Genomic DNA, 25000 nt, shown 5'->3' on the forward strand with positions numbered 1-25000 from the left:
CCTCAATATTTTTAAGATGATTAAAGCTAAAACTAGAGAAGAAATAGAAATTATGCGCGAAAGTGCATTAGTAGTATCAAGAACATTAGGTATGCTTGCTAAAGAAGTAAAACCTGGAGTTACTACCTTATACCTTGATAAACTTGCAGAAGATTTTATTCGTGAGCAAGGAGCTATTCCTGGTTTTTTAGGATTATATGATTTTCCAAACACACTTTGCATGAGTCCTAACTCACAAATTGTTCACGGAATTCCTAATAATACTCCTTTAAAAGAAGGTGATATCATTTCTATTGACTGTGGTGCTATTAAAAATGATTTTTATGGAGACCATGCTTACACTTTTGCTGTAGGTGAAATTGCTGCCGAAACAAAAAAACTTTTAGATGTTACTAGAGAAAGCTTATACGTTGGTATTCGTGAATTAAAGGTTGGTAACCGTGTTGGTGATGTTGGTTTTGCTATTCAAGATTTCACCGAAAAACATGGTTACGGAGTGGTTCGTGAATTGGTTGGTCATGGTTTAGGACGTGTTATGCATGAAGATCCTGAAATGCCAAATTATGGACGTAGAGGTCGTGGTAAAAAATTTATTGAAGGTATGGTTGTAGCTATCGAACCTATGACAAATATGGGAACTCATAAAATATTACAACATAACGACGGTTGGACAATTACTACTTTAGATAATAAACCTTCGGCTCATTTTGAACACGATGTTGCCATTGTTAATGGTAAACCTGAGTTACTTTCAACTTTTAAATACGTACACGAAGCTTTAGGTATTGAAACTAATGAGGAGGAGGAATTCAGACTCTAATTAGAATCATTATGAACGAAGATCTTTTATACAAGGAAGAAGCCTATAAAATTATTGGAGCCTGTATGGAAGTTCACAAGTTCTTAGGCAAAGGTTTTAATGAAATTGTATATGGAGATGCTTTAGAAATAGAATTTCAATCTCAAAATATATCATATCAAAGAGAAGTTAAATTCAACATTAATTATAAAGGCAAAATTATTCCTCATTATTACTTTGCTGATTTTGTAATTGACAACAAAATAATACTTAAAATTAAAGCCATTAAAGAACTTAATTCAAGCCATGTAAAACAAACTTTAAATTATTTAGCTACCTCTAAATTAAATCTTGGGCTACTTATAAATTTTGGTGAAGACAGTCTAAAATATAAAAGAGTAATTTTAAATAAGTTAGTGTAAATTCGAGAAATCTGTGTCTTTTTTTAAAACCATATTAAATACTATTCCTAGGCCATTTTTAATTAAAGCTAGCTATTTGGTTCGTCCAGTAATTGCATGGTGGTTAAAAGGTGATAATTTTACCGACCCAATTGATGGTAAATCGTTTCGTAAGTTTTTACCTTATGGTTATGGTAAGCAACGAGAAAATGCACTTTCACCTTCTACACTATCTTTGGAAAGACATCGTTTACTTTGGTTATACTTACAAAATGAAACCGATTTTTTTTCTTCGGATAAAAAATTAAAAGTATTACATATTGCTCCTGAACAATGCTTTCTAGACATTTTCAGAAAACAAAAAAACTTAGAGTATATTACTTCAGATTTAGAATCACCAATTGCTGATGTAAAGGCTGATATTTGTGACTTACCTTTTAAAGACAATGAGTTTGATGTTGTTTTTTGCAATCATGTACTAGAACATATTCCTGATGATACCAAAGCAATGCAAGAGCTGTATCGCGTTTTAAACACTGGTGGCTTTGGAATCTTTCAAATTCCGCAAGACTTAAATAGAGAAATTACTTTTGAGGATGACTCTATTACCGATCGTAAAGAACGTGCCGAAATATTCGGTCAATACGATCATGTACGCGTGTACGGTCGTGATTATTTCAACAAACTCCGTTCAATCGGTTTTAAAGTTGATGAGGTTGATTTTACAAAAAAAATCGCTCCAGAAAAACTAGAACGATTTGCTTTAATGAAAGGCGAAATTTTGCCTGTATGTTTTAAAGGTTAGTTTACAAACTCTTGTAAATTATTATCATTGTCGTTATACAATAAAACCACTTTTAGTTCAGGATGCTTTACTAAAAAATCTTTTGTTTTATCTAACCCCATAGCTAAAAAGGCAGTCGCATAAGCATCTACATCAGCACAATCTCCTTTTAAACGCACAGATACACTTAAAAGATTACTTTCAAAGGCTAATCCAGTTTTTGGGTTTACTGTATGTACAATTTTCTCTCCATTTTTATTCATTTTATATTTCCTGTAATTTCCTGAAGTAGCCATAGACTCACCATCTAATTCAATTACTTTTTGAAGTGATCGTGTACCATCAACATTTGGTTTTTCAATAGCTACCTTCCATAATCCCCCTTCCTTTCTTCCTCGAGCTCTTATTTCCCCACCTATTTCAATCAAATAATTTTTAACATTCTTGCTTTCCAAAAACCACCCAATAACATCAATACCATATCCTTTTGCAAATGCATTTACATTAAATTCGATGTTAGAACTCTCTCTGTATACCTTACTATTTTCAAGCTTCACCTTATCAAACCCTACCCCATCCATAAGCTCAGCGACTTCTTCTGAACTTAAATTTTTCTTTTCTTTCCCCGATCCAAATCCGTATGCATTAATTAAACGCCCTATAGTAGGATCAAAATACCCATCAGTTTCGTTATAAATTCGTTTTGCTTTCTCAAATACATCTATAAACATACCATCTACAACCACTGTTGAATCACCTTTATTAATTCTAGAAATATCAGAAGTAGCTATATAAGTCGACAACGATTTATTCACCAAAGCAAACAAACTATCAATAGACCCCTGATAATCAACTTCATTCAAATAAGTAATATGGTAAGTTGTACCAAAAACTAAACCTTCAAGCTTTGTTTCTTTTATTTTATTTTCTTGCGCACAAGACACAAATAAAAATATAACAACATTCGCTAAATAAAATATATTTCTAATCATCTTTTTAATTTATCACAAAAATAATTCATTCTCACTTCATAAAAGATTGTTAATTATATTTTTTATGTACGCATTTTCATAAATTTGCGTTGTTATCACATAATTATAAAACAATACAAAATGAAGAAAATATTTTTATTTATTGCTGCTTCTCTTATACTAGCCTCATGTGCTTCTACTAAAGAAATGGAAGCTTTGAAAGCAAAGCATGAAAAAACAAAGGATGAATTATTAACTGTAAAAACTAATTTAACGAAGTGCTTGATCGAAAAAGAAAGCTGTCAAGACAAAGTTTCTTCTTTAAAGAGTTCTGTTGGTGATTTAAAGAAAGACAAACAAAACACGCTTCAACAAGTAGAAAACTTAACTGTTTTAACTAAAGGTGCTAATGACAACATTAAAGAAACATTAACTCAATTAAGTAAAAAAGACAGGTATATAAATAGAATTAGAGCTGCTGCGTCTAAAAAAGATTCATTAAATTTAGTTGTCGCCTTTCACTTAAAAAAAGAACTACAACAAGGTATTGATGATGAAGATATACAAGTAAACGTTGAAAAAACTGTTGTATTTATTTCTATCTCAGATAAACTATTATTTAAAAGTGGAAGTTACACAATCTCTGATAAGGCATCTAAGGTCTTAGAAAAAGTTGCCACTGTTGTTAACGGTCAACCAGAAATGGATGTTATGATTGAAGGTCACACTGATGACACTCCTGTTTCTAAAGGTTCTAGTATAAAAGACAATTGGGGGCTAAGTGTTTTACGTGCAACATCAATTGTTCGTGAATTACAAAACAAATACAAGGTAGCACCAAGCAGATTAATTGCAGCTGGTAGAGGTAGCTATGTACCTTTAACTACAAACGACACAACTGAAAATAAAGCAAAAAACAGAAGAACAAAAATCATCATTCTTCCTCGTTTAAATCAATTCTTTGAATTATTAGAGCAAAAAGCTGAATAACTTACTATAGTAAGCAAAACAAAAAAAAGACCATTCATATGAATGGTCTTTTTTTTGTTTTGCACTAATTTTAAAAAGAACATATTACTCATTTACTTTTTAATAATTTAAAACAGAAAAACAATAGTATTAAATTAAACTAACTCGCTATTTGTTAACCAAATAATTAGTCGTACATTTGCAAACCTTTTTTAAGGGTAAAATCATATATTAATAAACAAAAACTAATCGTGTAATTATGAACACATTAAGTTACAAAACAGTATCAGCAAACAAAAACACTGTTAACAAAGAGTGGGTTTTAGTTGATGCGGACGGGCAAACGTTGGGTCGTCTAGCTTCTAAAATAGCAATGCTAATTAGAGGTAAGTACAAACCAAATTATACTCCTCACGTAGATTGTGGAGATAACGTGGTTGTTATCAACGCAGAAAAAATTGTTCTAACTGGAAAAAAATGGACTGATAAGTCTTACATCCGTCACACAGGATATCCAGGAGGTCAAAGATCATTAACTGCTACAGAAATGTTCGAAAAAGATCCTACAAGATTAATCGAAAAAGCAGTAAAAGGAATGTTACCTAAAAATAAATTAGGAAGCGCTTTATACAAAAACTTGTATGCTTATGCAGGTACTGAGCACCAACAAACTGCTCAAAACCCAAAAGCAATTAACCTTAACGATCTTAAATAATGGAAACTGTACACAAAATAGGTAGAAGAAAAACAGCAGTTGCTCGTATTTATCTTTCAGAAGGTAAAGGAAACATTACTGTAAATAAAAAAGAGTATAAAAACTACTTTACAACAGGTACTTTACAATACAAAATCCAACAACCTTTAATGTTAACTGAGAACTTAGAGTCTTATGACATTAAAGTAAATGTATATGGTGGTGGTATTACAGGTCAAGCTGAAGCAATTCGTTTAGCAATTACTAGAGCATTAGTAGCTATTAACGAAGAGCACAGAGCTGTGTTGAAACCAGAAGGTTTATTAACTCGTGATCCTAGAATGGTTGAACGTAAGAAATTCGGTCAGAAGAAAGCACGTAAGAAATTCCAGTTCTCTAAACGTTAATAGTATTAATGCTTTAGATAAAGCATTGCTTATTTATTTTCAAAAGAGACTGTTATTTATAAATTAATTTTTAACAGTTTAGTATCTAAATATTTCAGACTTACTATAACTACTGAAATATTGTGAAAACAGAACGTAAACACATTTTATTAAAATGGCAAACATTCAAGAATTATTAGAAAGTGGAGTGCACTTCGGTCACTTAACTAGAAAATGGAACCCAAATATGGCTCCGTATATTTATACAGAACGTAATGGTGTTCACATCATCGATTTGTATAAAACATCTGCTAAAATTGATGAAGCTGCATTAGCTTTACAAAAGATAGCAAACTCTGGACGTAAAATCTTATTCGTTGCAACTAAAAAGCAAGCTAAAGATATCGTTGCTGAAAGAGCGAAGAACATAAACATGCCTTTCATTACTGAGCGTTGGCCAGGTGGTATGTTAACAAACTTTGTTACTATTCGTAAAGCTGTTAAAAAAATGGCTACTATTGATAGAATGAAGTTAGATGGTTCTTTTGATGCTTTATCAAAAAGAGAAAAATTACAAATTAATCGTCAGAGAGCTAAATTAGAAAAGAATTTAGGTTCTATTTCTGATATGACTCGTTTACCTGCTGCTATATTTGTAATTGATGTAAAGAAAGAACACATTGCAGTTGCTGAAGCTCAAAAATTAAACATTCCAATTTTTGCTTTAGTTGATACAAACTCTGATCCAAGACCAGTTGATTTTGTAATTCCTGCAAATGATGATGCTTCAAAATCTATTGACAAAGTATTATCTTACATTACTGATGCTATCAATGAAGGCTTATCTGAAAGAAAAGCTGACAAAGAAAAAGTAAAAGTAGAAAAAGCACCTGCTAAAGAAGAAACTAAAGCAGAAGCTGTTACTGAAGCTCCAGTTAAAGAAGAAAAAGCTACTACTGAAACTGCTGCTACTGATGCACCAGCTAAAGAAGAAGAGGCTAAATAATTTTAATTTAAAGGTTTCATTTATTTGAAACCTTTAAATTTTTTACAACAAAATATTTACAACTAAAAAATACCAATAGAAATGTCAGTAAAAATTAGCGCTGCAGACGTAAAAAAATTAAGAGAAACTACCGGAGCCGGTATGATGGATTGTAAAAATGCATTAGTAGAAGCTGAAGGTAATTTTGAAAAGTCAATTGATATTTTACGTAAAAAAGGACAAAAAATAGCTGCTAAAAGAGCAGATAGAGAGTCTACTGAAGGTGTTGCTATTACTAAAATTAGTGATGACAATACTTATGGTGTTGCTATTGTATTAGCATGTGAAACAGATTTCGTATCTAAGAATGATTCATTCAAAGATTTAGCTGCTGAATTTGTTAATGTTGCTTTTAAAACTAAAACTAAAGAGGAATTTTTAGCTGCTGATTTTGGCGGTCTAACTGTTTCTGAAAAGTTAATCGAACAAACAGGTGTTATTGGTGAAAAAATCGATATTACTTCTTTCGAAAGATTGGAAGCGCCATTCGTAGGTTCTTATACTCACGTTGGTAAAATTGCTGCTATGGTTGGCTTATCTACTTCTGTAGATAATGCTGATACTTTAACTAAGGACTTAGCAATGCAAGCTGCATCAATGGGAGCAATTTCTTTATCTTATAAAGGTTTTGACCCTGCTTATGTAGAGTCTGAAACTGAAGCAAGAATTGCTGCTATCGTAAAAGACAATGAAGAATTAGTTCGTTTAGGTAAAACTTTAAAGAACGTTCCTCAATATGTATCTAGATTACAATTAACTGATGATGCATTAGCTAAAGCAGAAGAAGCTGCTAAAGAGCAATTAAAATCAGAAGGTAAACCAGAAAAAATTTGGGATAAAATCTTACCTGGAAAAATGGAAAGGTTTATTTCTGACAATACAACTTTAGATCAAGAACAATGTTTATTAGATCAAAAGTTTATTAAAGATGAAAAGAAAACTGTTGAAGAATATGTATCTTCTTTTGGTAACGTAGAGGTTAAAAACTTCGTAAGAGTTACTTTAGGATAATTCTCAACTACATTTTATAATAAAAACCACCCATTTTTTGGGTGGTTTTTTATTTTATAAAAATTCAAACTCAAAAAAAATACGTAGTTTTGCATAACTTTCAAAAAGACTATGCAATACAAGAGAATCCTTTTAAAATTAAGTGGTGAATCATTAATGGGCGACCGACAATACGGTATTGATCCTAAAAGACTTAAAGAGTACGCCCAAGAAATAAAGCAGGTAGTAGATAAAAATATTGAAATTGCCATTGTTATTGGTGGTGGTAATATTTTTAGAGGTGTAGCTGGAGCCAGTAATGGTATGGATCGCGTACAAGGTGACCATATGGGTATGTTAGCTACATGTATTAATGGCTTAGCTCTACAAAGTGCTTTAGAAGACGAAGGAATTCATACTCGATTGCAAACAGCAATAGAGATTAAAGAAATAGCTGAACCATACATTAAACGTCGTGCAAACCGTCATTTAGAAAAAGGACGTGTTGTAATTTTTGGAGGAGGAACAGGAAATCCTTATTTCACTACAGATACAGCTGCCGTATTAAGAGCTATTGAAGTTAATGCTGATGCTATATTAAAAGGAACGAGAGTAGATGGTATTTATAATGCTGATCCAGAAAAGGATAAAAACGCTGTAAAATACGATACTATCACTTTTAAAGAAGTAATAAAAAAAGGATTGAAAGTAATGGATATGACTGCCTTTACTTTAAGTGAAGAAAACGGACTTCCAATTATTGTTTTTGACATGGATACTAAAGGAAATTTACTGAAATTAGTTTCTGGAGAGCAAATTGGAACAATAGTTGACAACAAATAAATTTAAATAACCTCTTGCATATTTTAGAGGTCAAAAAATACTAGTAAGATGAACGAAGAAATTGATTTTATTTTAGATTCAGCCAAAGAGGCAATGAATAATGCTATAGAACATTTAGTAAAAGAACTACGTGCTATTAGAGCAGGTAAGGCTTCTCCTTCAATGTTAGCTAATGTACAGGTTAATTATTACGGAGCTGCAACTCCTTTAAGTCAAATAGCAAATGTAAGTACATCTGATGCAAGAACAATTACTATTCAGCCTTGGGAAAAAAACATGTTACAAGAAGTTGAAAAAGCAATTATGGTTGCTAATTTAGGTTTTAACCCTATGAATAATGGTGACATTATTATCATTAATGTACCTGCATTAACAGAAGAAAGACGTAAAGAATTAGCTAAACAAGCTAAAGCTGAAGCTGAACATGCTAAAGTAGGAATTCGTAATGCTCGTAAAGATGCCAATAACGATATTAAAAAAACTGACATTTCTGATGATTTAAAGAAGGGTGCAGAAGAAAGTATTCAAAAACTTACTGATAGTTACACAAAAGAAATTGATGATAAGCTTTCTATAAAAGAAAAAGAAATAATGACTGTTTAGTCCTTTTTAAAAAACATAAAAAGAAAGAGTGCTTTTTAAGACACTCTTTTTTTTATTTAGATTACATCATTTACCATAACATTGTTAAAAATTATTGAATGACTTTTTGGACTAAAATAGCAGGGTTTATATTACGTAACAGATATCTTGTATTATTAGCTGTAGCTATTATAACAGGGCTTTTGGTTACTCAAATGAAATATATGCGCTTCTCATATACAGAAGCAAACTTACTGCCTAAAGATCATGAAGCAAATATTCAATACGACAAATTTTTAGAAATTTTTGGTGAGGAAGGTAACTTGGTTATACTAGGTGTAAAAGACTCAACTATTTTTACGCCTGCTAAGTTTAACGCATGGAATAAACTTGTAAAAGATTTAGACAGTGTAAAACAAGTAGACTTTTCAATTTCAATTGCTGATGTTAAACAATTAAAGGCAGATAGAGTAAATAGAAAGTTTATTTTAGAACCGCTATTTAACAAAGCACCAACCACAAATGAAGAAGTTAATAAAATTAAAAAACAATTATTTGAAAACCTTCCTTTTTATGATAATCTATTATATAACGGTCAAGGTACTTTACAAACAGCTATATATATAAACAAAGATATTGTAAATACACCTGCACGTCGTAATTTTATTGCTGATATATTAATCCCTACTGTTGAAAGTTTTGAAAAGGAACACAATATAGATGTTAGAATGTCTGGGATGCCTTACATAAGAACAATAAATTCACAGAATATTATTGATGAAATGCAACTTTTCGTATTAGGTGCATTAGGTATTACTGCCTTAATATTCTTTTTCTTTTTCCGCTCTTTCAGAGCTACTTTTATTACACTATTAGTTGTTGGTATTGGTGTAATTTGGGCCTTTGGCTTTATTGGTTTATTTAGATATGAAATCACTGTTTTATCTGCCTTAATACCACCATTAATTATTGTAATTGGTGTACCAAATGCTGTATTTCTTATAAATAAATATCAACAAGAAATAAAAAAACACGGTAATCAAGCAAAGTCTTTACAACGTGTAATTTCTAAAATTGGGAATGCCACTTTAATGACAAACATTACAACAGCATCAGGTTTTGCAACTTTTGTTTTTGTGAAAAGTCAATTATTAAGAGAATTCGGAATCTTAGCCTCAGTAAACATTATAAGTATTTTTATTCTAGCTTTATTAATTGTTCCAATTATATACAGTTTCATGCCACGTCCTGAAAAAAAACACTTAAATCACTTAGAAAAGAAGTGGATGGGGAATGTAGTTTCTTGGATGGAACGAATGGTAAAACAACGACGTATAACTATATATATAACAACCGTTGTTGTTATTATATTAAGTATGATTGGTTTATTTCAAATTCGTGTTTCTGGTAGTTTAATTGAAGACATGCCTAAAGGAATGCAATTCTATAAAGATATTAAATTCTTTGAAACTGAATTTGGAGGAATTATGCCTTTAGAAATTTTGATTGACACAAAAAGAGATAAAGGTGTCATGAGACTTTCTACCCTAAAAAAAATGGAAAAGTTGAATGAAACTATTGAAAGTTTTCCTGAATTATCTAAGCCAATTTCAGTTACCAACTTAGTTAAATACTCAAAACAAGCATATTATAAAGGAAATCCAAAATATTACCAACTACCTACGAGCCAAGAAAAAGCTCATATTTTTGCTTTTACTAAGAATTCTGACAGTAATTCAGGTATGTTAAAAAACTTTGTGGATAGCACTGGTCGTTACGCACGTATCACAACTTTCATGAAAGATATTGGTACCGATAAGATGGACATTATTCAAGAACGCCTAGATGCAGTTATAAAGAAGCAATTTCCTGAAAATAAATTCACGGTTTCTATGACGGGTAAAGCGTTAGTTTTCTTAAAAGGAACGAATTACCTGATTAAAAACCTAGTTATTTCGCTATCACTTGCCATTTTATTAATCTCAATATTTATGGCATGGATGTTCCGTTCGTATAAAATGATTTTCATCTCATTAATACCAAACATGCTTCCGCTATTAATTACTGCGGGATTAATGGGATTCTTTGGCATTCCAATAAAACCATCTACTATTTTAGTATTTAGTATTGCTTTTGGTATATCTGTAGATGACACAATTCACTTTTTAGCGAAATACCGACAAGAACTACTGGCTAACAACTGGAAAGTGAAACCTGCTGTATATTCTGCATTACAAGAGACAGGAGTAAGTATGTTTTATACATCAATTGTATTATTTTTTGGATTTCTAGTATTTACCCTTTCTAGTTTTGGAGGAACAATCGCTTTAGGAGGACTTGTATCTGTAACTCTCTTACTTGCTATGGTATCTAACTTACTATTATTACCCTCTCTCCTACTTTCTTTTGAAAAGAAAATAGCTAATGAAAAAGTTTTAAAAGAAACTAATTTTAAAATACTACCTCCAAAAGAAGATAACTAAAAAGTTTATTGGCATTTTAAATATCTAGATTGCTCAATTCTTAGTAATAAAGTATATTTGCTTCTCAATTTTTAAAAGATGAAAAGAAGTAGCGTTAAAGAATTATTACATTCTGATAAATTTTTACAGGAAGTACATGTAAAAGGATGGGTTAGAACCTTTAGAAGCAATCGTTTTATTGCTTTAAATGATGGTTCTACCATTAATAATATTCAATGTGTTGTCGACTTCGAAAATACGGATGAAGAACTTTTAAAAAGAATTACAACAAGTGCTGCTGTTAGTATTACAGGTACTTTAGTTGAAAGCGAAGGTAAAGGGCAAAGTGTTGAAGTTAAAGTTACAAAACTAGAGATATTAGGAGATTCAAATCCTGATGAATACCCTATTCAACCAAAAAAACACAGTTTAGAGTTTTTACGTGAAAATGCACATTTACGTATTAGAACAAATACATTTAGTGCTGTAATGAGAGTTCGTTCTACATTATCTTTTGCTGTGCATAAGTATTTTCAAGAAAACGGATTTAACTATGTGAATACGCCAATTATTACTGGATCAGACGCTGAAGGTGCTGGAGAAATGTTTCACGTAACAAATTTTGAAGCAAACAAAGCTCCATTAAACGAAGAAGGAAATATTGATTATTCTCAAGATTTCTTTGGTAAAGAAACAAACTTAACTGTTTCTGGTCAATTAGAAGCTGAAACCTATGCAATGGCTTTAGGAAAGGTATATACTTTTGGACCTACTTTTAGAGCTGAAAATTCTAATACAACACGTCACTTAGCAGAGTTTTGGATGATTGAACCTGAGGTAGCATTTAATGATTTAGATGCTAATATGGATTTATCTGAAGACTTTATTAAATCTGTTTTAGGTTATGTATTAGAAAATTGTAAAGACGATTTAACCTTTTTAGAAAATCGTTTAATTCAAGAAGAAAAAACAAAACCTCAAGCAGAACGTAGTGAAATGAGTTTAATTAATAAATTAAACTTTGTTGTAGATAACAACTTTAAACGAGTTAGTTATACTGAAGCTTTTGATATTTTACGCAACTGTAAACCAAATAAGAAAAAGAAATTTCAATTTCCTATTAACGAATGGGGTGTTGATTTACAATCAGAACACGAACGTTATTTAGTTGAAAAACACTTTAAATGTCCAGTAATCTTATTTGATTACCCAGCAACAATTAAAGCGTTTTATATGCGTTTAAATGATGATGGAAAGACTGTTAGAGCTATGGATGTTTTATTCCCTGGTATTGGTGAAATGGTTGGTGGATCACAAAGAGAAGAGCGTTTAGATGTTTTAAAGTCTAAAATGGCTGAATTAAATATTGATGAAGAAGAATTATGGTGGTACCTAGATACTCGTAAATTTGGTACAGCAGTACATTCTGGATTTGGTTTAGGTTTTGAACGTTTAGTTTTATTTACAACAGGAATGGGTAATATTCGTGATGTAATTCCTTTTCCAAGAACACCACAAAACGCAGAGTTTTAAAAAAATAATAAAACTTACATATAACAATCGTCATTCCTCACAGAATGACGATTTCTTTTTATCCTATTTCATATATTTGTAAATATGCTAAAACAAAGTTTACATTATAAGTTACTTCAAAAATTATCTCCTCAACAAATTCAGTTGATGAAGTTAATTCAATTGCCTACACAAGCTTTTGAAGAACGTTTGAAACAAGAAATTGAAGAAAACCCTGCTTTAGATACAGGTAAAGAAGAACCTGAGAACTTTGAAGATACCCTAACAAATGCAGATGATTATGATGAGGGGAGCGACAAAATTGAAACTGATGATATAAATATTGATGAGTATTTAAGTGATGATGAATATCCTAGTTATAAAACACAGGCGAATAATTATTCGGCTGATGATGAAGACAAACAAATACCATACGCTTCAGGTACAACCTTTCATCAATCTTTAAAAAACCAATTAAATACTTTTAGAATTAACGAAGAAGAACGTTCTATAGCAGAATTTCTAGTCGGAAGTATTGATGATAGCGGTTATATTCGTAGAGCTATTATTGATTTAGTTGATGATTTAGCCTTTACTCAAAACGTTTTTACAACTGAAGAAAAAGTAAGAAGTGTTTTAATTAACGTTGTTCAAAGATTAGACCCAATAGGAATAGGTGCACAAGACTTAAAAGAATGTTTAATCATTCAATTAAAGTCAAAACCTGAAAAAGAAACAAGAGTATTAGCTATTGACATTCTTGAAAACGCATTCGATCATTTTGTTAAAAAACACTACAAAAAACTTCTTGAAAAGTTTAATATAAACGAAGAGCAACTAAAAGAAATTATTGCTGAGATTAGTAAATTAAACCCTAAACCTGGTAGTTCTTATGCTGGTAATAATAAAATAGCAGAACAAATTGTTCCTGACTTTTCAATACTAATTATTGATGGTATTTTAGAACTTACGCTTAACTCTCGTAATGCTCCTGAACTACATGTTTCTCGTGAATATAACAACATGTTAAAAGGGTATAGTGATTCTAAAAAGAAAAGCAAAACTCAAAAAGATGCCGTAATGTTCATTAAGCAAAAACTAGATGCTGCTAAATGGTTTATTGATGCAATTAAGCAACGTCAACAAACCCTACTAGTTACAATGAACGCAATTATGCAACGTCAAGAAGCATATTTTTTAACTGGTGATGAGCGCAAGTTAAAACCGATGATTTTAAAAGACATTGCAGATGAAATACAAATGGATGTATCTACCGTTTCTAGAGTTGCTAATAGTAAATATGTATCTACTCCATACGGTACAAAATTAATTAAAGTATTTTTCTCTGAATCGATGAAAAATGATCAAGGAGAAGATGTTTCAACACGAGAAATAAAAAAAATATTAGAAACTGTTATTCAAGAAGAAGAAAAAAGAAAACCACTCACTGATGAAAAATTATCTAAAATATTAAAAGAAAAAGGGTATCCTATTGCTAGAAGAACAGTTGCAAAATATCGTGAACAATTAGATATACCAGTAGCAAGATTAAGAAAAGAAATATAATGCGTTGGCAAAAATTTATATCTACTCTTTTACACCCAATTGTAATTCCTACAATTGGTATTATTCTTTATTTTATTTTAACCCCTATTAATTTAAGTCGTCATCAACAATATACAGTATTGGCTGTAGTTTTTATAACCACCTATATTATTCCAATATTTCTCTTAATTTTATTAAAAAATATTGGATCTATAAAATCATATCAAGTACATGGTATTAGAGAACGTAAAATTCCAATGTTTTTCATGATGACTTTGTTTTATATGCTAGGTAAGTTCTTTTTAGAAACTAGTGCTATTAAAGACCTTAGTTATTTGTTTTTTGGAGTTGTATTTGGCCTAGGATTTGTTTATATACTTTTTATGACGAAAACTAAAGCTAGTTTACATTTGTTGTCTATGGGAGCTACTACTGGCTACTTTTTAATCTTTCAACAAATACATAACGTATACACTTTACCAATAGTTATAATCTTTTTATTACTTTCTGGGCTACTAGCAAGCTCAAGGCTTCATTTAAAAGCACACACTACTAAAGAAGTGTATATTGGTTTTTTTATTGGTTTATTTAGCCCTTTTTTAGCTTTATATATATTATAACAAATAAAAGCTTAATCCAAATCTTATAATACTTGAATTAATATTATATCCATTTAAAGAAGTGTTTTTTAATAGAGGAGAGAGCCCATAATATACATGAAAATTGAATGTTCCATATCCAGCTGATAGTATTAAGCCTGTCTGAAATTTATTGAACTCTTTTAAGTTTGAAAAGGTAAAGTTTACTCCAGAATCAGTATAACTAAAAGTATTATTGAAATTATAACTTAATTTAATTCCTGTATAGAATCTCCAAAAAGAATAACTATTAACAGTTGAAGACCTCCATCTGAACTCAATAGGGACTTCAATGTTATGAATTTTTAGTTTATTTGCCGTAATCGCATCATCTATTTGAAAAACATTAGGAGCTCCTTTTACTACTTTTAAACTATGATTAAATGAATCAAAACCATAACCAACACCAATACCAATGGCTTTTCTACCATTTCTGACAAGAGGAATATCTTTTATGTAACCCCCTGAAAAACCATAGGAGAAACCACTCTTTTCTATTCCTTTTGGTTGATTTTTTAAAATATTATAAGAAACATTTATATACAATTGATCTTCCCAATAAGTATCTCCAAGTTTTAAAGAATCTTTTTGTGCATAGCTACATATAGACAAAAGAACTAAAGATAAAGTTATTATGTTTTTCATATTAATTAACTAACGTTAAAAGAAGTTTATATTGTATAAAAAAAGAGCAATCAAATGATTGCTCTTTTTTATTTATTTTTAAAAAGTAATTACTTTTTAATATCACTTGCTTTGTGAGTAGATAAACTTAACTTAAGAGCATTTACGTCTCTTAGTTTCTCACGTATATCAGCTAAAGTACCAACACTCGATTCTTTATCTGCTTTAATAGAAGTTGTCATGAAAGGAACATCAGACTCTGCTAATTTATCTCTTTCTAAGAAAATAAAAGAAGGTACATCATCTGGTGTAGCAATCTTATCATTTAACTGAATTCTATTAAAACTTGTACCATATTTAGCATCTTTTGCTTTACCTACGTAAATTGTACTTACTAAACTTTTACGTTCAAGTTTTTTCACTTCACTTGCACTAGGTAAACGAGGAGCCTCTATTGCTAAATCACTCTCTCTCATTACCGTTGTAACCATGAAGAAAAACAATAACATAAAAACAATATCAGGTAGTGAAGATGTATTCACTGCTGGCATCTCTTTTTTCTTCTTATTAAATTTAGACATACTTAAATTGTTTTAATACTATTGAACATTCGTTGGTTCAGAATCAGATATAATTTGAGGATAACTACTCTTAATGTCTTCAACTTTTTTCCTTAACGCTTTATCTTTTCTTGCACCTGCTTTAAAAGCCTTGTCTAATTCAGTAAAACTAATACCATATTTATCTTGGCATAATTTATTACGCAATTCGGCATATGCTTTTAACAATTCGTTTTGAACTGAGACATATGTACCAAACTCAGTACCTCTATCACTTTCAACGGCAATAATTGCTTTGTTAGGGTGATCTGATGAGCTAGGATCTTTGGCACCTTTACAATAGTTACAAGCTGCTCCTGCATCTTTTCCTGGCATAGGATTACCTACTCCACCTCCATTGTCTATAAACTTTATAGCAGCATCTTTTAAATCTTTTAACTCCATACCCTCATTCTCAACGAATAACTGGTTATTTCTGTTAATACTTATCTGAAAGATGTTTTTCTCTTTTACAATAGGAGGTATAGCATCTGTTCTTTCAGCTAACTTTTTAGGGATACCTGAATCAACATCCATTGTAGTTGTTACAAGGAAAAAGATAAGTAGCAAGAATGCAATATCTGCCATCGAACCTGCATTAATTTCTGGGTTTTCTCTTCTTGCCATAATAACTTACGATTTAACGATTCCTTTTAATAAATCTACTACGAAGAAAGCTCCTGCAATAGCACCTAAAACTATGGTAAATCTAATTCCAGACCCTACCCATTTAGAAATACTTCCTGCAGCTACTAACTGACCTCCGTCTGCTCCTATTACTTCACTATCTGAAGCCATAAAATAAGACACCACAAAAACAACACCTAAGGCTAATATACCTAGTAAAGTTTTCTTTAATGCTGCTGGGTTCTTGAACATACTTAATAATGAAATTACCACAGCTACAATTACTATTACAATTAGCAAATAATATGAATAACTTACTAAAGGAGAAACAGCGTCAGAAAGCGCTTGAGTTTCTTCTGGATCTATTCTTACAACGTTTACGAATAGCGCGATACCAATTAATGATATTGCTGCTACAAGTAATGTTAATATTTTATTATTCATACGATTAATTATTTTTTATACTTAGCTAATAAGTCGATTAAAGATATTGAAGCATTTTCCATGTTATTTACAATACTATCAATTTTAGAAACGATATAATTATAAAAAATCTGTAAAATAATTGCTGCAACAAGACCAAATACAGTTGTTAAAAGTGCAATTTTAATACCACCTGCTACTACTGCTGGAGAAATATCATTTGCTACTGCAATTTTATCAAAAGCTTCAATCATACCAATTACAGTACCCATGAACCCTAACATCGGTGCTAAAGCAATAAATAAAGATAACCAAGAAACATTTTTCTCTAATAGTCCCATTTGTACTCCACCATAACCTACGACAGCTTTTTCAGCAGCCTCTAAACCTTCGTCTGCTCTTTCTAATCCTTGATAAAAGATAGAAGCAACAGGTCCTTTTGTATTTCTACAAACTTCTTTAGCAGCTTCTACACCACCTGAACTTAAAGCCTCATCTACACTAGCTACTAATTTCTTAGTGTTAGTTGTTGCCATGTTTAAATAAATAATTCTTTCAATTGCAATTGCTAAACCTAAAATTAAAGCTACCAATACGATTCCCATAAACTGAGGGTCCCCTTCAATAAAACGTTGTTTTAACTCTTGGTGAAAAGTTTTCTCAATTACAGCATCTTGTGCAAATGTTGACTGAACAGCTCCTAAAAACATAAATCCTGCAACAGTTAGGAAATTTACTACTTTTTTCATTTTGTTATAATTAATTTTAAATAGTTAACGGGTTAAAAATACAAATTTTACTACAAAAAACTTAATTTTTTACAAATAAGTCATTCTTTGCTTGTAGTTAATGCACTTTTTATTTTCAGAGTGCCAAGTAACAAAAAAATGTTGGGACATTAAAAAAAACGATGATATTTATAACATTTTTTTCGTTTTCCATACAATTTCAAGTAGTTATAGTTGTTAATTTAGTCTTAAAAAATCAATTTAATTGATTTCTCCTCTTAACGATGTTTCAAAATAATGCTTAAATTCTTCTCTAGAAAATTTTTCTCCCAATAAATACATCATTTTTGCTATAGCTGTTTCTGTTGTAATGTTTTTTCCATCAACAATTCCGATGCGTTTTAAATCAGAGCTTGTTTCATAGTGTCCGAGAATAACACTTCCTCCTGCACACTGAGTCACATTAACGATATATATACCCTTATCAATAGCTTGCTCTAACAATTCTATAAACCATTTTTTTGTTGGTGCATTTCCTGAGCCATAAGTTTCTAGTATTATACCTTTTAAATTGGGAATATTTATAAAACTAGCCACAACAGAAGCTGTTATTCCTGGAAAAAGTTTTAAAATAGCAACATTATTATCTAATTTTTTTCTAAAAACAAGCTTATTTTCTTCTTTAACTGGCTTAAATAATACTGGGTAATTAAAATTTAAATGAACACCACTTTCAGCTAAAGGCGGATAATTCATTGAAGCAAAAGCTTCAAATTGCTCTGCATTTATCTTTGTTGTTCGATTCGCTCTATATAATTTATACTCAAAATACAAACCTACTTCTTGAATTACTGGCTTTCCGTTTTCATAAGTTGATGCAACCTGTATCGAGGTTATTAAATTTTCTTTAGCATCTGTACGCAAATCACCTATCGGTAATTGAGATCCTGTGAAAATCACAGGCTTCTGTAAGTTTTCAAACATAAAGCTAATTGCAGATGAAGTGTAAGACATCGTATCTGAACCTGTAAGAACCACAAAACCATCAAACTTATCGTAATTGTTAGAAATAATTTCAGCTATATCAATATAATAATTAACATTCATATTTGATGAATCTATTGGCTCATCAAATGAAATTGTAGAAATATCACAATGTAATTGTTGCAACTCAGGGATTTTACTAGATATCTGGCTAAAATCAAAAGCCTTTAATGCTCCTGTTTTATAATCCTTAATCATACCAATGGTTCCTCCTGTATATACTATTAAAATTTTAGGTTTATTTGACATTATGACACTTTTATTATAAGTAATTTAATTATGGAATAATTTATGTTGTAAATTTATCGTACAAAAATGATACAAAATTTTAAAACTAAATAAATTATGATAGGTTTTTATATTCTAATTGGGATTATCTCTTTATTAAGCTGGGTAGTTAGCAATACACTTAAAAGAAAATTTAAAAAATATTCGAAAGTTCACTTACGAAACGGCATGAATGGTGCTGAAATAGCTCAAAAAATGTTAGATGATCATGGTATTTATGATGTAAAAGTTATTTCTACTCCAGGAATGTTAACCGACCATTACAACCCACAAAATAAAACTGTTAATTTAAGTGAAGGTGTTTACAATCAGCGAAACGCTTCGGCAGCTGCTGTTGCTGCTCATGAGGTTGGACACGCTGTACAACATGCTAAAGCATATAAATGGTTAACGATGCGATCTAAATTAGTTCCTATTGTTAGTATTTCTTCTCGTTTTTCTCAATGGATGGTTATTGGAGGAATAATTTTAGGTGCTGGAGCTGGACAACCAGGAATCGGGCAAATGGTTGCCATTGGTGGTTTAGCTTTTATGGGAATGGGAACTTTATTTAGTTTTATTACTCTACCCGTAGAATATGACGCTAGTAATAGAGCTTTGGCTTGGCTAGAAAACAAACACATTGTAACTCGTGAAGAACTTGCTGGGTCTAAAGATGCTTTAAAATGGGCTGCAAGAACATATTTAGTTGCTGCATTAGGTTCTTTAGCAATGCTTTTATATTGGGCTCTACAAGTTTTAGGTGGTAGAGATTAATACTATAATTCTTTAAAAATATTTTTATAGAAACAACAATTATGAAAAGACTCTTAATAGAAATTAAGAGTCTTTTTTTTTACTGGAAACCATACCGTAATTACAAAATTATTTAATAATATAGATACAGATATTTGTTCGTCGGAAAATTAACCCAATTCGTCAGATTTTGATTTCTAAACTTACATTAATGAAGCACTTTTGAAGTGTTAAACCATAAAAAGCGATATGAGATTTATAATCACTACTTTATTATTATTTTTTGGAGTTACTACTGTATTTGCACAACACAGCATTTCAGGAAAAATTACTGATCAAAAAAAACAAGTTTTACCCTACACAAATATTATACTTTATAAAATTGGCAACGAAGCAAATCCAAAAGGATCAGTCTCTGACGATAACGGAAATTACTCTTTTAAAGATATAGCTAATGGTAAATATAAAATAACCATTTCTACCTTAGGCTTTAAAACAGAAATAGGCAAAGAGTTTGAATTATCAACAAATAAAATATTCAACTTTATATTAAAAGAAGATAATCAAACATTAAACGAAGTAGTTATCAAATCTAAAAGACCAGTTATTAAGCAAACTGCGGAAAAATTAGTAGTTGATTTAGAGAAATCTGAAATGCTAAATTCTAGCCTACAAGATGTAATGCGAAAAGTCCCTGGTGTTTTGGTTACAAATAACGGAATTTCAATTGCAGGAAAAGGTGGGGTTAGAATTCTTATCAACGGAAAAACTACAGAATACATGGATGTGGAAACTTTATTAAGAGATTTTCCTGCCGATAATATTGCCAAAATTGAAGTTATAGAACAACCCGGAGCGGAATATGATGCTGCTGGTTCTGGTGCAATTATTAATATTATTTTAAAGAAAAATGTACGTTTAGGAACTCACGGAAGCGTTACAGGTTGGGTTGGTGAAGATGAAGGTTTTGAATACGGAACAAAAGTTTCGATAGCTAGCTACAAAAACAAACTAAATTGGCAAACAAGTTTCGGGCATTCTAAACCAACTTGGAGAGATGATTTATTTTTAGTTAGAACTGTTGGTAATGAAACCTATGATCAAACTACAAAATCACCTTATAATCCGAATCGTTTTAATGTAAGTGTAAATGTAGATTACTATATTAATGATAATAATTCAATAGGAATTGGAGGGCGATGGAATACTAGAAAATCTAATAGAATTACAAGTAGTAAGACTATAATTTCTAATGTAAATTCTACAAACACATTGTTTTCAGAAAATAGTTATGATAGAGATCGTATTGATTTTAACATAAGTCCTTATTATGAATACAAGTCTGACACGGATAAACTAGTTATTGATTTTAACTATATAAATTACAAAAACGACAATACTAATACGTTATACGACATTACTGGTAGCACACTTCCTTTTCAAGATAGAAGATATATACAAGATGGAAAATACACTATAAAAACGTCTAAAATAGATTATTCTAAAACCTTTTCTGATAATTTAAAGGTAAGTATAGGTAGTAAATACGCAATCGTAAATACTGATAGTGACTTACAATCATTATTTGAAAACAACTCAAACGGATTCGATTTAGATCAAGAAAGTAGTAGTCAGTTTTTAGTTGATGAAACTATTTTCGCAATATACTCTAAAGTAAATGCAACCTCAGGTAAATGGTCTTTTTCTGGTGGATTACGTTATGAAGACAGTAAGACTGACGGAATATCGAACTTTATAAAAAACGGAGTTCCTACATATGAAATTAAAAGAAGACCAATTCAAAAACTATTCCCAAGTGCCTCTATAAGTAAAAAAGTAACAGAGAAGTTAGGTACAAGTTTATCTTATAGCTATAGGGTTCGAAGACCATCATATGGGAGTTTAAATTCGTTTGAAGAGTATTTAGATCCGTTTTCTGCAGAAGAAGGAAACCCTAATTTAAAACCTGCTTTCACTAATAATTATCAATTTAATTTAACTTATGATGGGCAGCCCTTTTTTACAATTGGCTATAGCGAAACTGATGATGTAATTTTTGATTTAATAAAACAAGACAATGCAACAAAACAAATAAGACAGCAAGCTGTTAATGTAGAAAACTATACTAATTGGAACTTTAGATTATTTGCTCCATTAAGTTTTATAAAAGAAGTTGAAGGTTATACGGGCTTTATTGTAAATAATAACATTTATGAATCAGCTACTCATGGTGTAGATTTATCTAAATGGAATTTATTTTGGTTTATTCAAGCAAGCTACAAACTCCCTTTAGATGTAAACTTTGAAATGAGTGGGAATTACGGAACTGGTGCTTTAGAAGATCAAATACAAGTAGGTTGGCTAGCAGGCTTAGATTTCTCTTTTGGTAAAAAATTTATTAATGATAAACTAAAAGTAAATCTTGGATTCAATAAAATACTGAATAGAGGTTTTAATGGAACAATTGATTATGGAAACGGTTCTGCTAAAGTAGAAAGCAATGGTTCACGTCAAAACATTCAATTACGTTTAGTATATAGTTTCGGATCTAAATTTGGTAAGAAAAAATCGAAACGTAATTCATCTAGAGAAGAGGAAAATAGAATTCAAGACAATAACTAATTATCATTATGAAAAACATATATATATTAAAACAAATTATTCTCTTTACATTTTTTATTACCATTCTTTTAATAACTAATAATTTTGTAAAAGATTATTTACTAAGTAATAATATTACCTCATATAACACTTACTTATTTACAAGAATAATTAGTAATTTACTACTAGCTACGGTATCCTTTATAGTAGCAAAAAAACTAAACTTATTTAAACTTGGTGGATTAACTAAAATAGAACCTAAAAAACCATGGTTAATCATTTTCCCTCTAGTCTTTTTAGTTTTATTAAACGGTTTGTTTTTAGATTCGATTCCAAGTTATAGTATTTCAAACCTGCTAATGTTAGCTATTTACTGTATAAGTATTGGCATTTCAGAAGAGTTAAGTTTAAGAAGTGTATTACTTCCTTTATTTTCTAAATATTTCGGAGACAATAAAAAAGCACAGATAAAAGCTGTTTTTATAGCAGCTTTATTATTTGGTTTATTACATCTAATTAAATTTGACAAAGGAATTTATGGAGAAATTTCTCAAGTATTTTTCGCATCATTTATTGGAGTAATGTTTGGTGCAATTTTATTAGTGATAAAAAGAATTTACCCATTAATTATCATACACGCTGTTATAGATTTTGTTGCAAAATTAGATTCAATTGGGAAACCTATAAAAGAAGTTATTACCAATCCTATGGATTTAGGAAGCGCTGTACTAAGTATATTATTAACTTTCCCTTGTTTAATTTATGGTATATATGTTCTAAAAAAACGTCTAAATTAAAATCATTTATTAATGCGCTATAGTTATTCAATAATAATAAAAAATTATTCATTCTAGATTAATTCATAGCTATTATGAAATTTTGTTTTATATTTTACATGAAAAAGAAATTAAATGAATATCAAACCTAATAAATCAGATTGGATAATACTATCCATAATATATGGTGTTACCATTGTATTAAATTGTGTAGATTATTATAGAATTGGAAATAAATTAATTGAATATTTTATCGATTTACCAAGTTCTACAATAATATCAATTTCTATAATTCTTATTTTTATTCAAATACTAGTACCACAGTTTTTAATAAAAGAAAAAAAATACTTTCTATTTTTTTTCTTTGCTTTATTCCTATTAACATTTTTTGGCACTTTAGATAATTTAATAGGAAGACTTAGTGCTGGAAAAACACTTAAAAGTATACCAAATATTTATTTATATCTACAAAATGGTTTATACAACGCTACAGATATGGTAGGTTTTCCATTAGGATTAATTCTAATAAAAAAATTCTATGAAGGGCAAACACAAATTTCTAAATTTGAAAAACAACAAAAAGAGAACGAACTAAAACTTTTACGATCTCAAATAGATCCTCATTTTTTGTTTAATAATTTAAACACCTTAGATTCTTTAATTGATTCTAACCCAGAAAAGGCTAAAGAATACATTAATCGTTTATCATTAATTTATCGCTATTTAATACAAACTAAAGATGCTGAAGTTATGGAACTATCAGAAGAATTAAAGTTTGCTGAAAACTATGTTTTCCTAATAAAAACACGCTTTGGTAATGATTATAGTTTTTCTATTGATAAAGAAACCTTAACAAAAGATAGATTTATTCCAACTGGCGCAATTCAAACTCTATTAGAAAACGTAGTAAAGCATAACAAACCAGAAAAAAATGTTGCCATCAGAACATTTATCACCATTGAAGAAAATGTTTTAAAAATAGTAAATAAAAAATCTAATATTATACCAAAAAACGATTCTCTTAGTACTGGTTTAAACAATTTAAAAACTCGCTATCAACTACTTTCTGATAAAAAAGTAGTTATTATAAATACTAACAAAGAATTTAACGTATCAATTCCTATTATTAATTTAAGTGAAGAAAATTAACCTTATGAAAATTTTAATTTTAGAAGACGAAATACCAGCTTATCAAAAATTAGTAAATTATTTAACCCTTTTTTTTGACGAAGAAATATCTCACGATTTAGCACGCTCAAATAAAGAAGGGAAAGAATTAATTTCTAAAAATAAATATGATTTTATTTTATCTGATATTCAATTATTAGATGGAATATCTTTCGACTTATTTGATGATGTTTCTATTGACTGTCCTATAATTTTTTGCTCTGCTCACGATGAATATTTATTTAAAGCATTCAATACAAACGGAATTGCATACATTTTAAAACCATATTCTAAATCTGATTTTAATAAAGCCATAGAAAAGTACCAATCTTTGTTTAATCAAGGTAAATACAATGCTTTAAACACAGATACATTATCTAACTTAAAATCTGCTTTACAAGAAGAAAACACTTCTTATAAAAAACGTTTTGTTATCAAAAAAACATCTGGAATTCAATTATTAAATATTGTAGATATTAGCTTAATTGAAGCGTCTGGAGATTTTTGTATTGCTATAGATAATTCAGGAAAAAGATATACTATTTCTCAATCTTTAGGAGGTATTTTTCAGCAATTAAACCCAACCAAATTTTTTAAAATTAATCGAAGTGAAATTGTAAATATTGATTTTATCGAAAAAATAGAAAGTCATTTTAAAAACCGGCTCTTAATCACAATGAAAGGTGTAAAAGAAAAACCAATGACAAGTTCTTCTATTACTTCTGATTTTAGAAAATGGCTAGAAAATTAACCAATAAAAAACTCCT

General features: G+C 30.0%; 26 protein-coding genes. 19 read left to right on the plus strand and 7 right to left on the minus strand.

The window, feature by feature from the left end; all coding sequences use genetic code 11:
* Window positions 1-16 precede the first annotated feature (16 nt).
* The 3 genes from map to CXF68_RS01550 are packed head-to-tail and all read left to right on the plus strand — an operon-like array spanning window position 17 to window position 2005.
* On the plus strand, window positions 17-820 hold the full coding sequence (map, locus tag CXF68_RS01540; protein WP_101042599.1) for a type I methionyl aminopeptidase: 804 nt from the start codon (window positions 17-19) through the stop codon (window positions 818-820).
* Between the two features lie 11 nt (window positions 821-831).
* Window positions 832-1221, plus strand: a complete 390-nt coding sequence (locus CXF68_RS01545; protein WP_101042600.1) for a GxxExxY protein — start codon at window positions 832-834, stop codon at window positions 1219-1221.
* Window positions 1222-1234: 13 nt separating this feature from the next.
* Window positions 1235-2005, plus strand: a complete 771-nt coding sequence (locus CXF68_RS01550) for a class I SAM-dependent methyltransferase (protein ID WP_101042601.1) — start codon at window positions 1235-1237, stop codon at window positions 2003-2005.
* Here the strand turns inward: CXF68_RS01550 and CXF68_RS01555 are convergent.
* Window positions 2002-2976 (minus strand): FAD:protein FMN transferase, encoded by a 975-nt coding sequence (locus tag CXF68_RS01555; RefSeq protein ID WP_101042602.1) that lies wholly within the window; start codon window positions 2974-2976, stop codon window positions 2002-2004. The genes CXF68_RS01550 and CXF68_RS01555 overlap by 4 nt on opposite strands.
* Window positions 2977-3096: 120 nt before the next feature.
* On the opposite strand from CXF68_RS01555, the gene CXF68_RS01560 reads away from it, so the two are divergent.
* From CXF68_RS01560 to CXF68_RS01610, 11 genes are all read left to right on the plus strand, one after another.
* Window positions 3097-3945 (plus strand): flagellar motor protein MotB, encoded by an 849-nt coding sequence (locus CXF68_RS01560; protein WP_101042603.1) that lies wholly within the window; start codon window positions 3097-3099, stop codon window positions 3943-3945.
* Between the two features lie 238 nt (window positions 3946-4183).
* The gene (rplM, locus tag CXF68_RS01565; RefSeq protein ID WP_028888421.1) at window positions 4184-4639 is read left to right on the plus strand and encodes a 50S ribosomal protein L13; all 456 of its coding nucleotides are present in this window, start codon (window positions 4184-4186) and stop codon (window positions 4637-4639) included.
* A complete protein-coding gene (gene rpsI, locus CXF68_RS01570; RefSeq protein WP_028888420.1) occupies window positions 4639-5025 on the plus strand; it encodes a 30S ribosomal protein S9 in 387 nt (128 codons plus the stop codon). Before rplM ends, rpsI begins: the two co-directional genes overlap by 1 nt.
* 154 nt (window positions 5026-5179) lie before the next feature.
* Window positions 5180-6010 (plus strand): 30S ribosomal protein S2, encoded by an 831-nt coding sequence (gene rpsB / locus CXF68_RS01575; protein WP_101042604.1) that lies wholly within the window; start codon window positions 5180-5182, stop codon window positions 6008-6010.
* Between the two features lie 81 nt (window positions 6011-6091).
* Complete coding sequence (tsf, locus tag CXF68_RS01580) at window positions 6092-7060, plus strand: translation elongation factor Ts (protein ID WP_101042605.1); 969 nt, start codon at window positions 6092-6094, stop codon at window positions 7058-7060.
* Between the two features lie 111 nt (window positions 7061-7171).
* Entirely contained in the window at window positions 7172-7882 is a 711-nt protein-coding gene (gene pyrH / locus CXF68_RS01585; RefSeq protein WP_101042606.1) for a UMP kinase, read from the plus strand.
* Between the two features lie 48 nt (window positions 7883-7930).
* Window positions 7931-8485, plus strand: a complete 555-nt coding sequence (gene frr, locus CXF68_RS01590; RefSeq protein WP_101042607.1) for a ribosome recycling factor — start codon at window positions 7931-7933, stop codon at window positions 8483-8485.
* Between the two features lie 98 nt (window positions 8486-8583).
* Complete coding sequence (locus CXF68_RS01595; RefSeq protein ID WP_101042608.1) at window positions 8584-10947, plus strand: RND family transporter; 2364 nt, start codon at window positions 8584-8586, stop codon at window positions 10945-10947.
* Between the two features lie 78 nt (window positions 10948-11025).
* Window positions 11026-12459, plus strand: coding sequence for an asparagine--tRNA ligase (gene asnS / locus CXF68_RS01600; protein ID WP_101042609.1), 1434 nt, complete (start codon window positions 11026-11028; stop codon window positions 12457-12459).
* A gap of 84 nt (window positions 12460-12543) precedes the next feature.
* Complete coding sequence (gene rpoN / locus CXF68_RS01605) at window positions 12544-14004, plus strand: RNA polymerase factor sigma-54 (RefSeq protein WP_101042610.1); 1461 nt, start codon at window positions 12544-12546, stop codon at window positions 14002-14004.
* Window positions 14004-14603 (plus strand): hypothetical protein, encoded by a 600-nt coding sequence (locus tag CXF68_RS01610; protein WP_101042611.1) that lies wholly within the window; start codon window positions 14004-14006, stop codon window positions 14601-14603. Before rpoN ends, CXF68_RS01610 begins: the two co-directional genes overlap by 1 nt.
* Here CXF68_RS01610 and CXF68_RS01615 read toward each other — a convergent pair.
* From CXF68_RS01615 to CXF68_RS01640, 6 genes are all read right to left on the minus strand, one after another.
* Window positions 14598-15266 (minus strand): porin family protein, encoded by a 669-nt coding sequence (locus tag CXF68_RS01615; protein WP_101042612.1) that lies wholly within the window; start codon window positions 15264-15266, stop codon window positions 14598-14600. The genes CXF68_RS01610 and CXF68_RS01615 overlap by 6 nt on opposite strands.
* Before the next feature lie 89 nt (window positions 15267-15355).
* The gene (locus CXF68_RS01620) at window positions 15356-15826 is read right to left on the minus strand and encodes a biopolymer transporter ExbD (RefSeq protein ID WP_101042613.1); all 471 of its coding nucleotides are present in this window, start codon (window positions 15824-15826) and stop codon (window positions 15356-15358) included.
* A gap of 18 nt (window positions 15827-15844) precedes the next feature.
* Window positions 15845-16471, minus strand: a complete 627-nt coding sequence (locus CXF68_RS01625; RefSeq protein WP_101042614.1) for a biopolymer transporter ExbD — start codon at window positions 16469-16471, stop codon at window positions 15845-15847.
* Window positions 16472-16477: 6 nt separating this feature from the next.
* Window positions 16478-16915, minus strand: a complete 438-nt coding sequence (locus CXF68_RS01630; RefSeq protein WP_101042615.1) for a hypothetical protein — start codon at window positions 16913-16915, stop codon at window positions 16478-16480.
* An 8-nt stretch (window positions 16916-16923) separates the two neighbouring features.
* A complete protein-coding gene (locus tag CXF68_RS01635; RefSeq protein ID WP_101042616.1) occupies window positions 16924-17643 on the minus strand; it encodes a MotA/TolQ/ExbB proton channel family protein in 720 nt (239 codons plus the stop codon).
* Window positions 17644-17883: 240 nt separating this feature from the next.
* Window positions 17884-18915 carry an asparaginase gene (locus CXF68_RS01640; RefSeq protein ID WP_101042617.1) on the minus strand — a complete coding sequence of 344 codons (1032 nt, stop codon included), beginning with the start codon at window positions 18913-18915 and terminating at the stop codon, window positions 17884-17886.
* 96 nt (window positions 18916-19011) lie between these two features.
* Here CXF68_RS01640 and CXF68_RS01645 point away from each other — a divergent pair, with 96 nt between their 5' ends.
* The 5 genes from CXF68_RS01645 (at window position 19012) to CXF68_RS01665 (ending at window position 24984) form a co-directional block, all read left to right on the plus strand.
* Entirely contained in the window at window positions 19012-19710 is a 699-nt protein-coding gene (locus CXF68_RS01645; protein WP_101042618.1) for a zinc metallopeptidase, read from the plus strand.
* A gap of 228 nt (window positions 19711-19938) precedes the next feature.
* The gene (locus tag CXF68_RS01650; RefSeq protein ID WP_101042619.1) at window positions 19939-22311 is read left to right on the plus strand and encodes an outer membrane beta-barrel protein; all 2373 of its coding nucleotides are present in this window, start codon (window positions 19939-19941) and stop codon (window positions 22309-22311) included.
* 8 nt (window positions 22312-22319) lie between these two features.
* Entirely contained in the window at window positions 22320-23087 is a 768-nt protein-coding gene (locus CXF68_RS01655) for a CPBP family intramembrane glutamic endopeptidase (protein ID WP_101042620.1), read from the plus strand.
* 114 nt (window positions 23088-23201) lie between these two features.
* Window positions 23202-24215: a sensor histidine kinase gene (locus tag CXF68_RS01660; protein WP_101042621.1), complete on the plus strand. Its 1014-nt coding sequence runs from the start codon at window positions 23202-23204 to the stop codon at window positions 24213-24215.
* Window positions 24216-24219: 4 nt separating this feature from the next.
* Window positions 24220-24984: a LytTR family DNA-binding domain-containing protein gene (locus CXF68_RS01665; RefSeq protein ID WP_157821828.1), complete on the plus strand. Its 765-nt coding sequence runs from the start codon at window positions 24220-24222 to the stop codon at window positions 24982-24984.
* Window positions 24985-25000 lie beyond the last annotated feature (16 nt).

The sequence above is a fragment of the Tenacibaculum sp. Bg11-29 genome, from assembly GCF_002836595.1.
In the GTDB taxonomy this organism is placed as follows: Bacteria; Bacteroidota; Bacteroidia; order Flavobacteriales; family Flavobacteriaceae; genus Polaribacter.

What these genes read in the sequence shown, in the direction of transcription:
- rplM (WP_028888421.1), top strand. Translation starts at nt 4,184, where the DNA reads ATGAACACATTAAGTTACAAAACAGTATCAGCAAACAAAAACACTGTT.
- map (WP_101042599.1), top strand. Translation starts at nt 17, where the DNA reads ATGATTAAAGCTAAAACTAGAGAAGAAATAGAAATTATGCGCGAAAGT.
- rpsB (WP_101042604.1), top strand. Translation starts at nt 5,180, where the DNA reads ATGGCAAACATTCAAGAATTATTAGAAAGTGGAGTGCACTTCGGTCAC.
- rpsI (WP_028888420.1), top strand. Translation starts at nt 4,639, where the DNA reads ATGGAAACTGTACACAAAATAGGTAGAAGAAAAACAGCAGTTGCTCGT.
- frr (WP_101042607.1), top strand. Translation starts at nt 7,931, where the DNA reads ATGAACGAAGAAATTGATTTTATTTTAGATTCAGCCAAAGAGGCAATG.
- CXF68_RS01595 (WP_101042608.1), top strand. Translation starts at nt 8,584, where the DNA reads ATGACTTTTTGGACTAAAATAGCAGGGTTTATATTACGTAACAGATAT.
- CXF68_RS01640 (WP_101042617.1), bottom strand. Translation starts at nt 18,915, where the DNA reads ATGTCAAATAAACCTAAAATTTTAATAGTATATACAGGAGGAACCATT.
- rpoN (WP_101042610.1), top strand. Translation starts at nt 12,544, where the DNA reads ATGCTAAAACAAAGTTTACATTATAAGTTACTTCAAAAATTATCTCCT.
- CXF68_RS01665 (WP_157821828.1), top strand. Translation starts at nt 24,220, where the DNA reads ATGAAAATTTTAATTTTAGAAGACGAAATACCAGCTTATCAAAAATTA.
- CXF68_RS01615 (WP_101042612.1), bottom strand. Translation starts at nt 15,266, where the DNA reads ATGAAAAACATAATAACTTTATCTTTAGTTCTTTTGTCTATATGTAGC.
- tsf (WP_101042605.1), top strand. Translation starts at nt 6,092, where the DNA reads ATGTCAGTAAAAATTAGCGCTGCAGACGTAAAAAAATTAAGAGAAACT.
- CXF68_RS01555 (WP_101042602.1), bottom strand. Translation starts at nt 2,976, where the DNA reads ATGATTAGAAATATATTTTATTTAGCGAATGTTGTTATATTTTTATTT.
- CXF68_RS01620 (WP_101042613.1), bottom strand. Translation starts at nt 15,826, where the DNA reads ATGTCTAAATTTAATAAGAAGAAAAAAGAGATGCCAGCAGTGAATACA.
- pyrH (WP_101042606.1), top strand. Translation starts at nt 7,172, where the DNA reads ATGCAATACAAGAGAATCCTTTTAAAATTAAGTGGTGAATCATTAATG.
- CXF68_RS01630 (WP_101042615.1), bottom strand. Translation starts at nt 16,915, where the DNA reads ATGAATAATAAAATATTAACATTACTTGTAGCAGCAATATCATTAATT.
- CXF68_RS01655 (WP_101042620.1), top strand. Translation starts at nt 22,320, where the DNA reads ATGAAAAACATATATATATTAAAACAAATTATTCTCTTTACATTTTTT.
- CXF68_RS01645 (WP_101042618.1), top strand. Translation starts at nt 19,012, where the DNA reads ATGATAGGTTTTTATATTCTAATTGGGATTATCTCTTTATTAAGCTGG.
- CXF68_RS01650 (WP_101042619.1), top strand. Translation starts at nt 19,939, where the DNA reads ATGAGATTTATAATCACTACTTTATTATTATTTTTTGGAGTTACTACT.
- CXF68_RS01610 (WP_101042611.1), top strand. Translation starts at nt 14,004, where the DNA reads ATGCGTTGGCAAAAATTTATATCTACTCTTTTACACCCAATTGTAATT.
- CXF68_RS01625 (WP_101042614.1), bottom strand. Translation starts at nt 16,471, where the DNA reads ATGGCAAGAAGAGAAAACCCAGAAATTAATGCAGGTTCGATGGCAGAT.
- CXF68_RS01545 (WP_101042600.1), top strand. Translation starts at nt 832, where the DNA reads ATGAACGAAGATCTTTTATACAAGGAAGAAGCCTATAAAATTATTGGA.
- asnS (WP_101042609.1), top strand. Translation starts at nt 11,026, where the DNA reads ATGAAAAGAAGTAGCGTTAAAGAATTATTACATTCTGATAAATTTTTA.
- CXF68_RS01660 (WP_101042621.1), top strand. Translation starts at nt 23,202, where the DNA reads ATGAATATCAAACCTAATAAATCAGATTGGATAATACTATCCATAATA.
- CXF68_RS01560 (WP_101042603.1), top strand. Translation starts at nt 3,097, where the DNA reads ATGAAGAAAATATTTTTATTTATTGCTGCTTCTCTTATACTAGCCTCA.
- CXF68_RS01635 (WP_101042616.1), bottom strand. Translation starts at nt 17,643, where the DNA reads ATGAAAAAAGTAGTAAATTTCCTAACTGTTGCAGGATTTATGTTTTTA.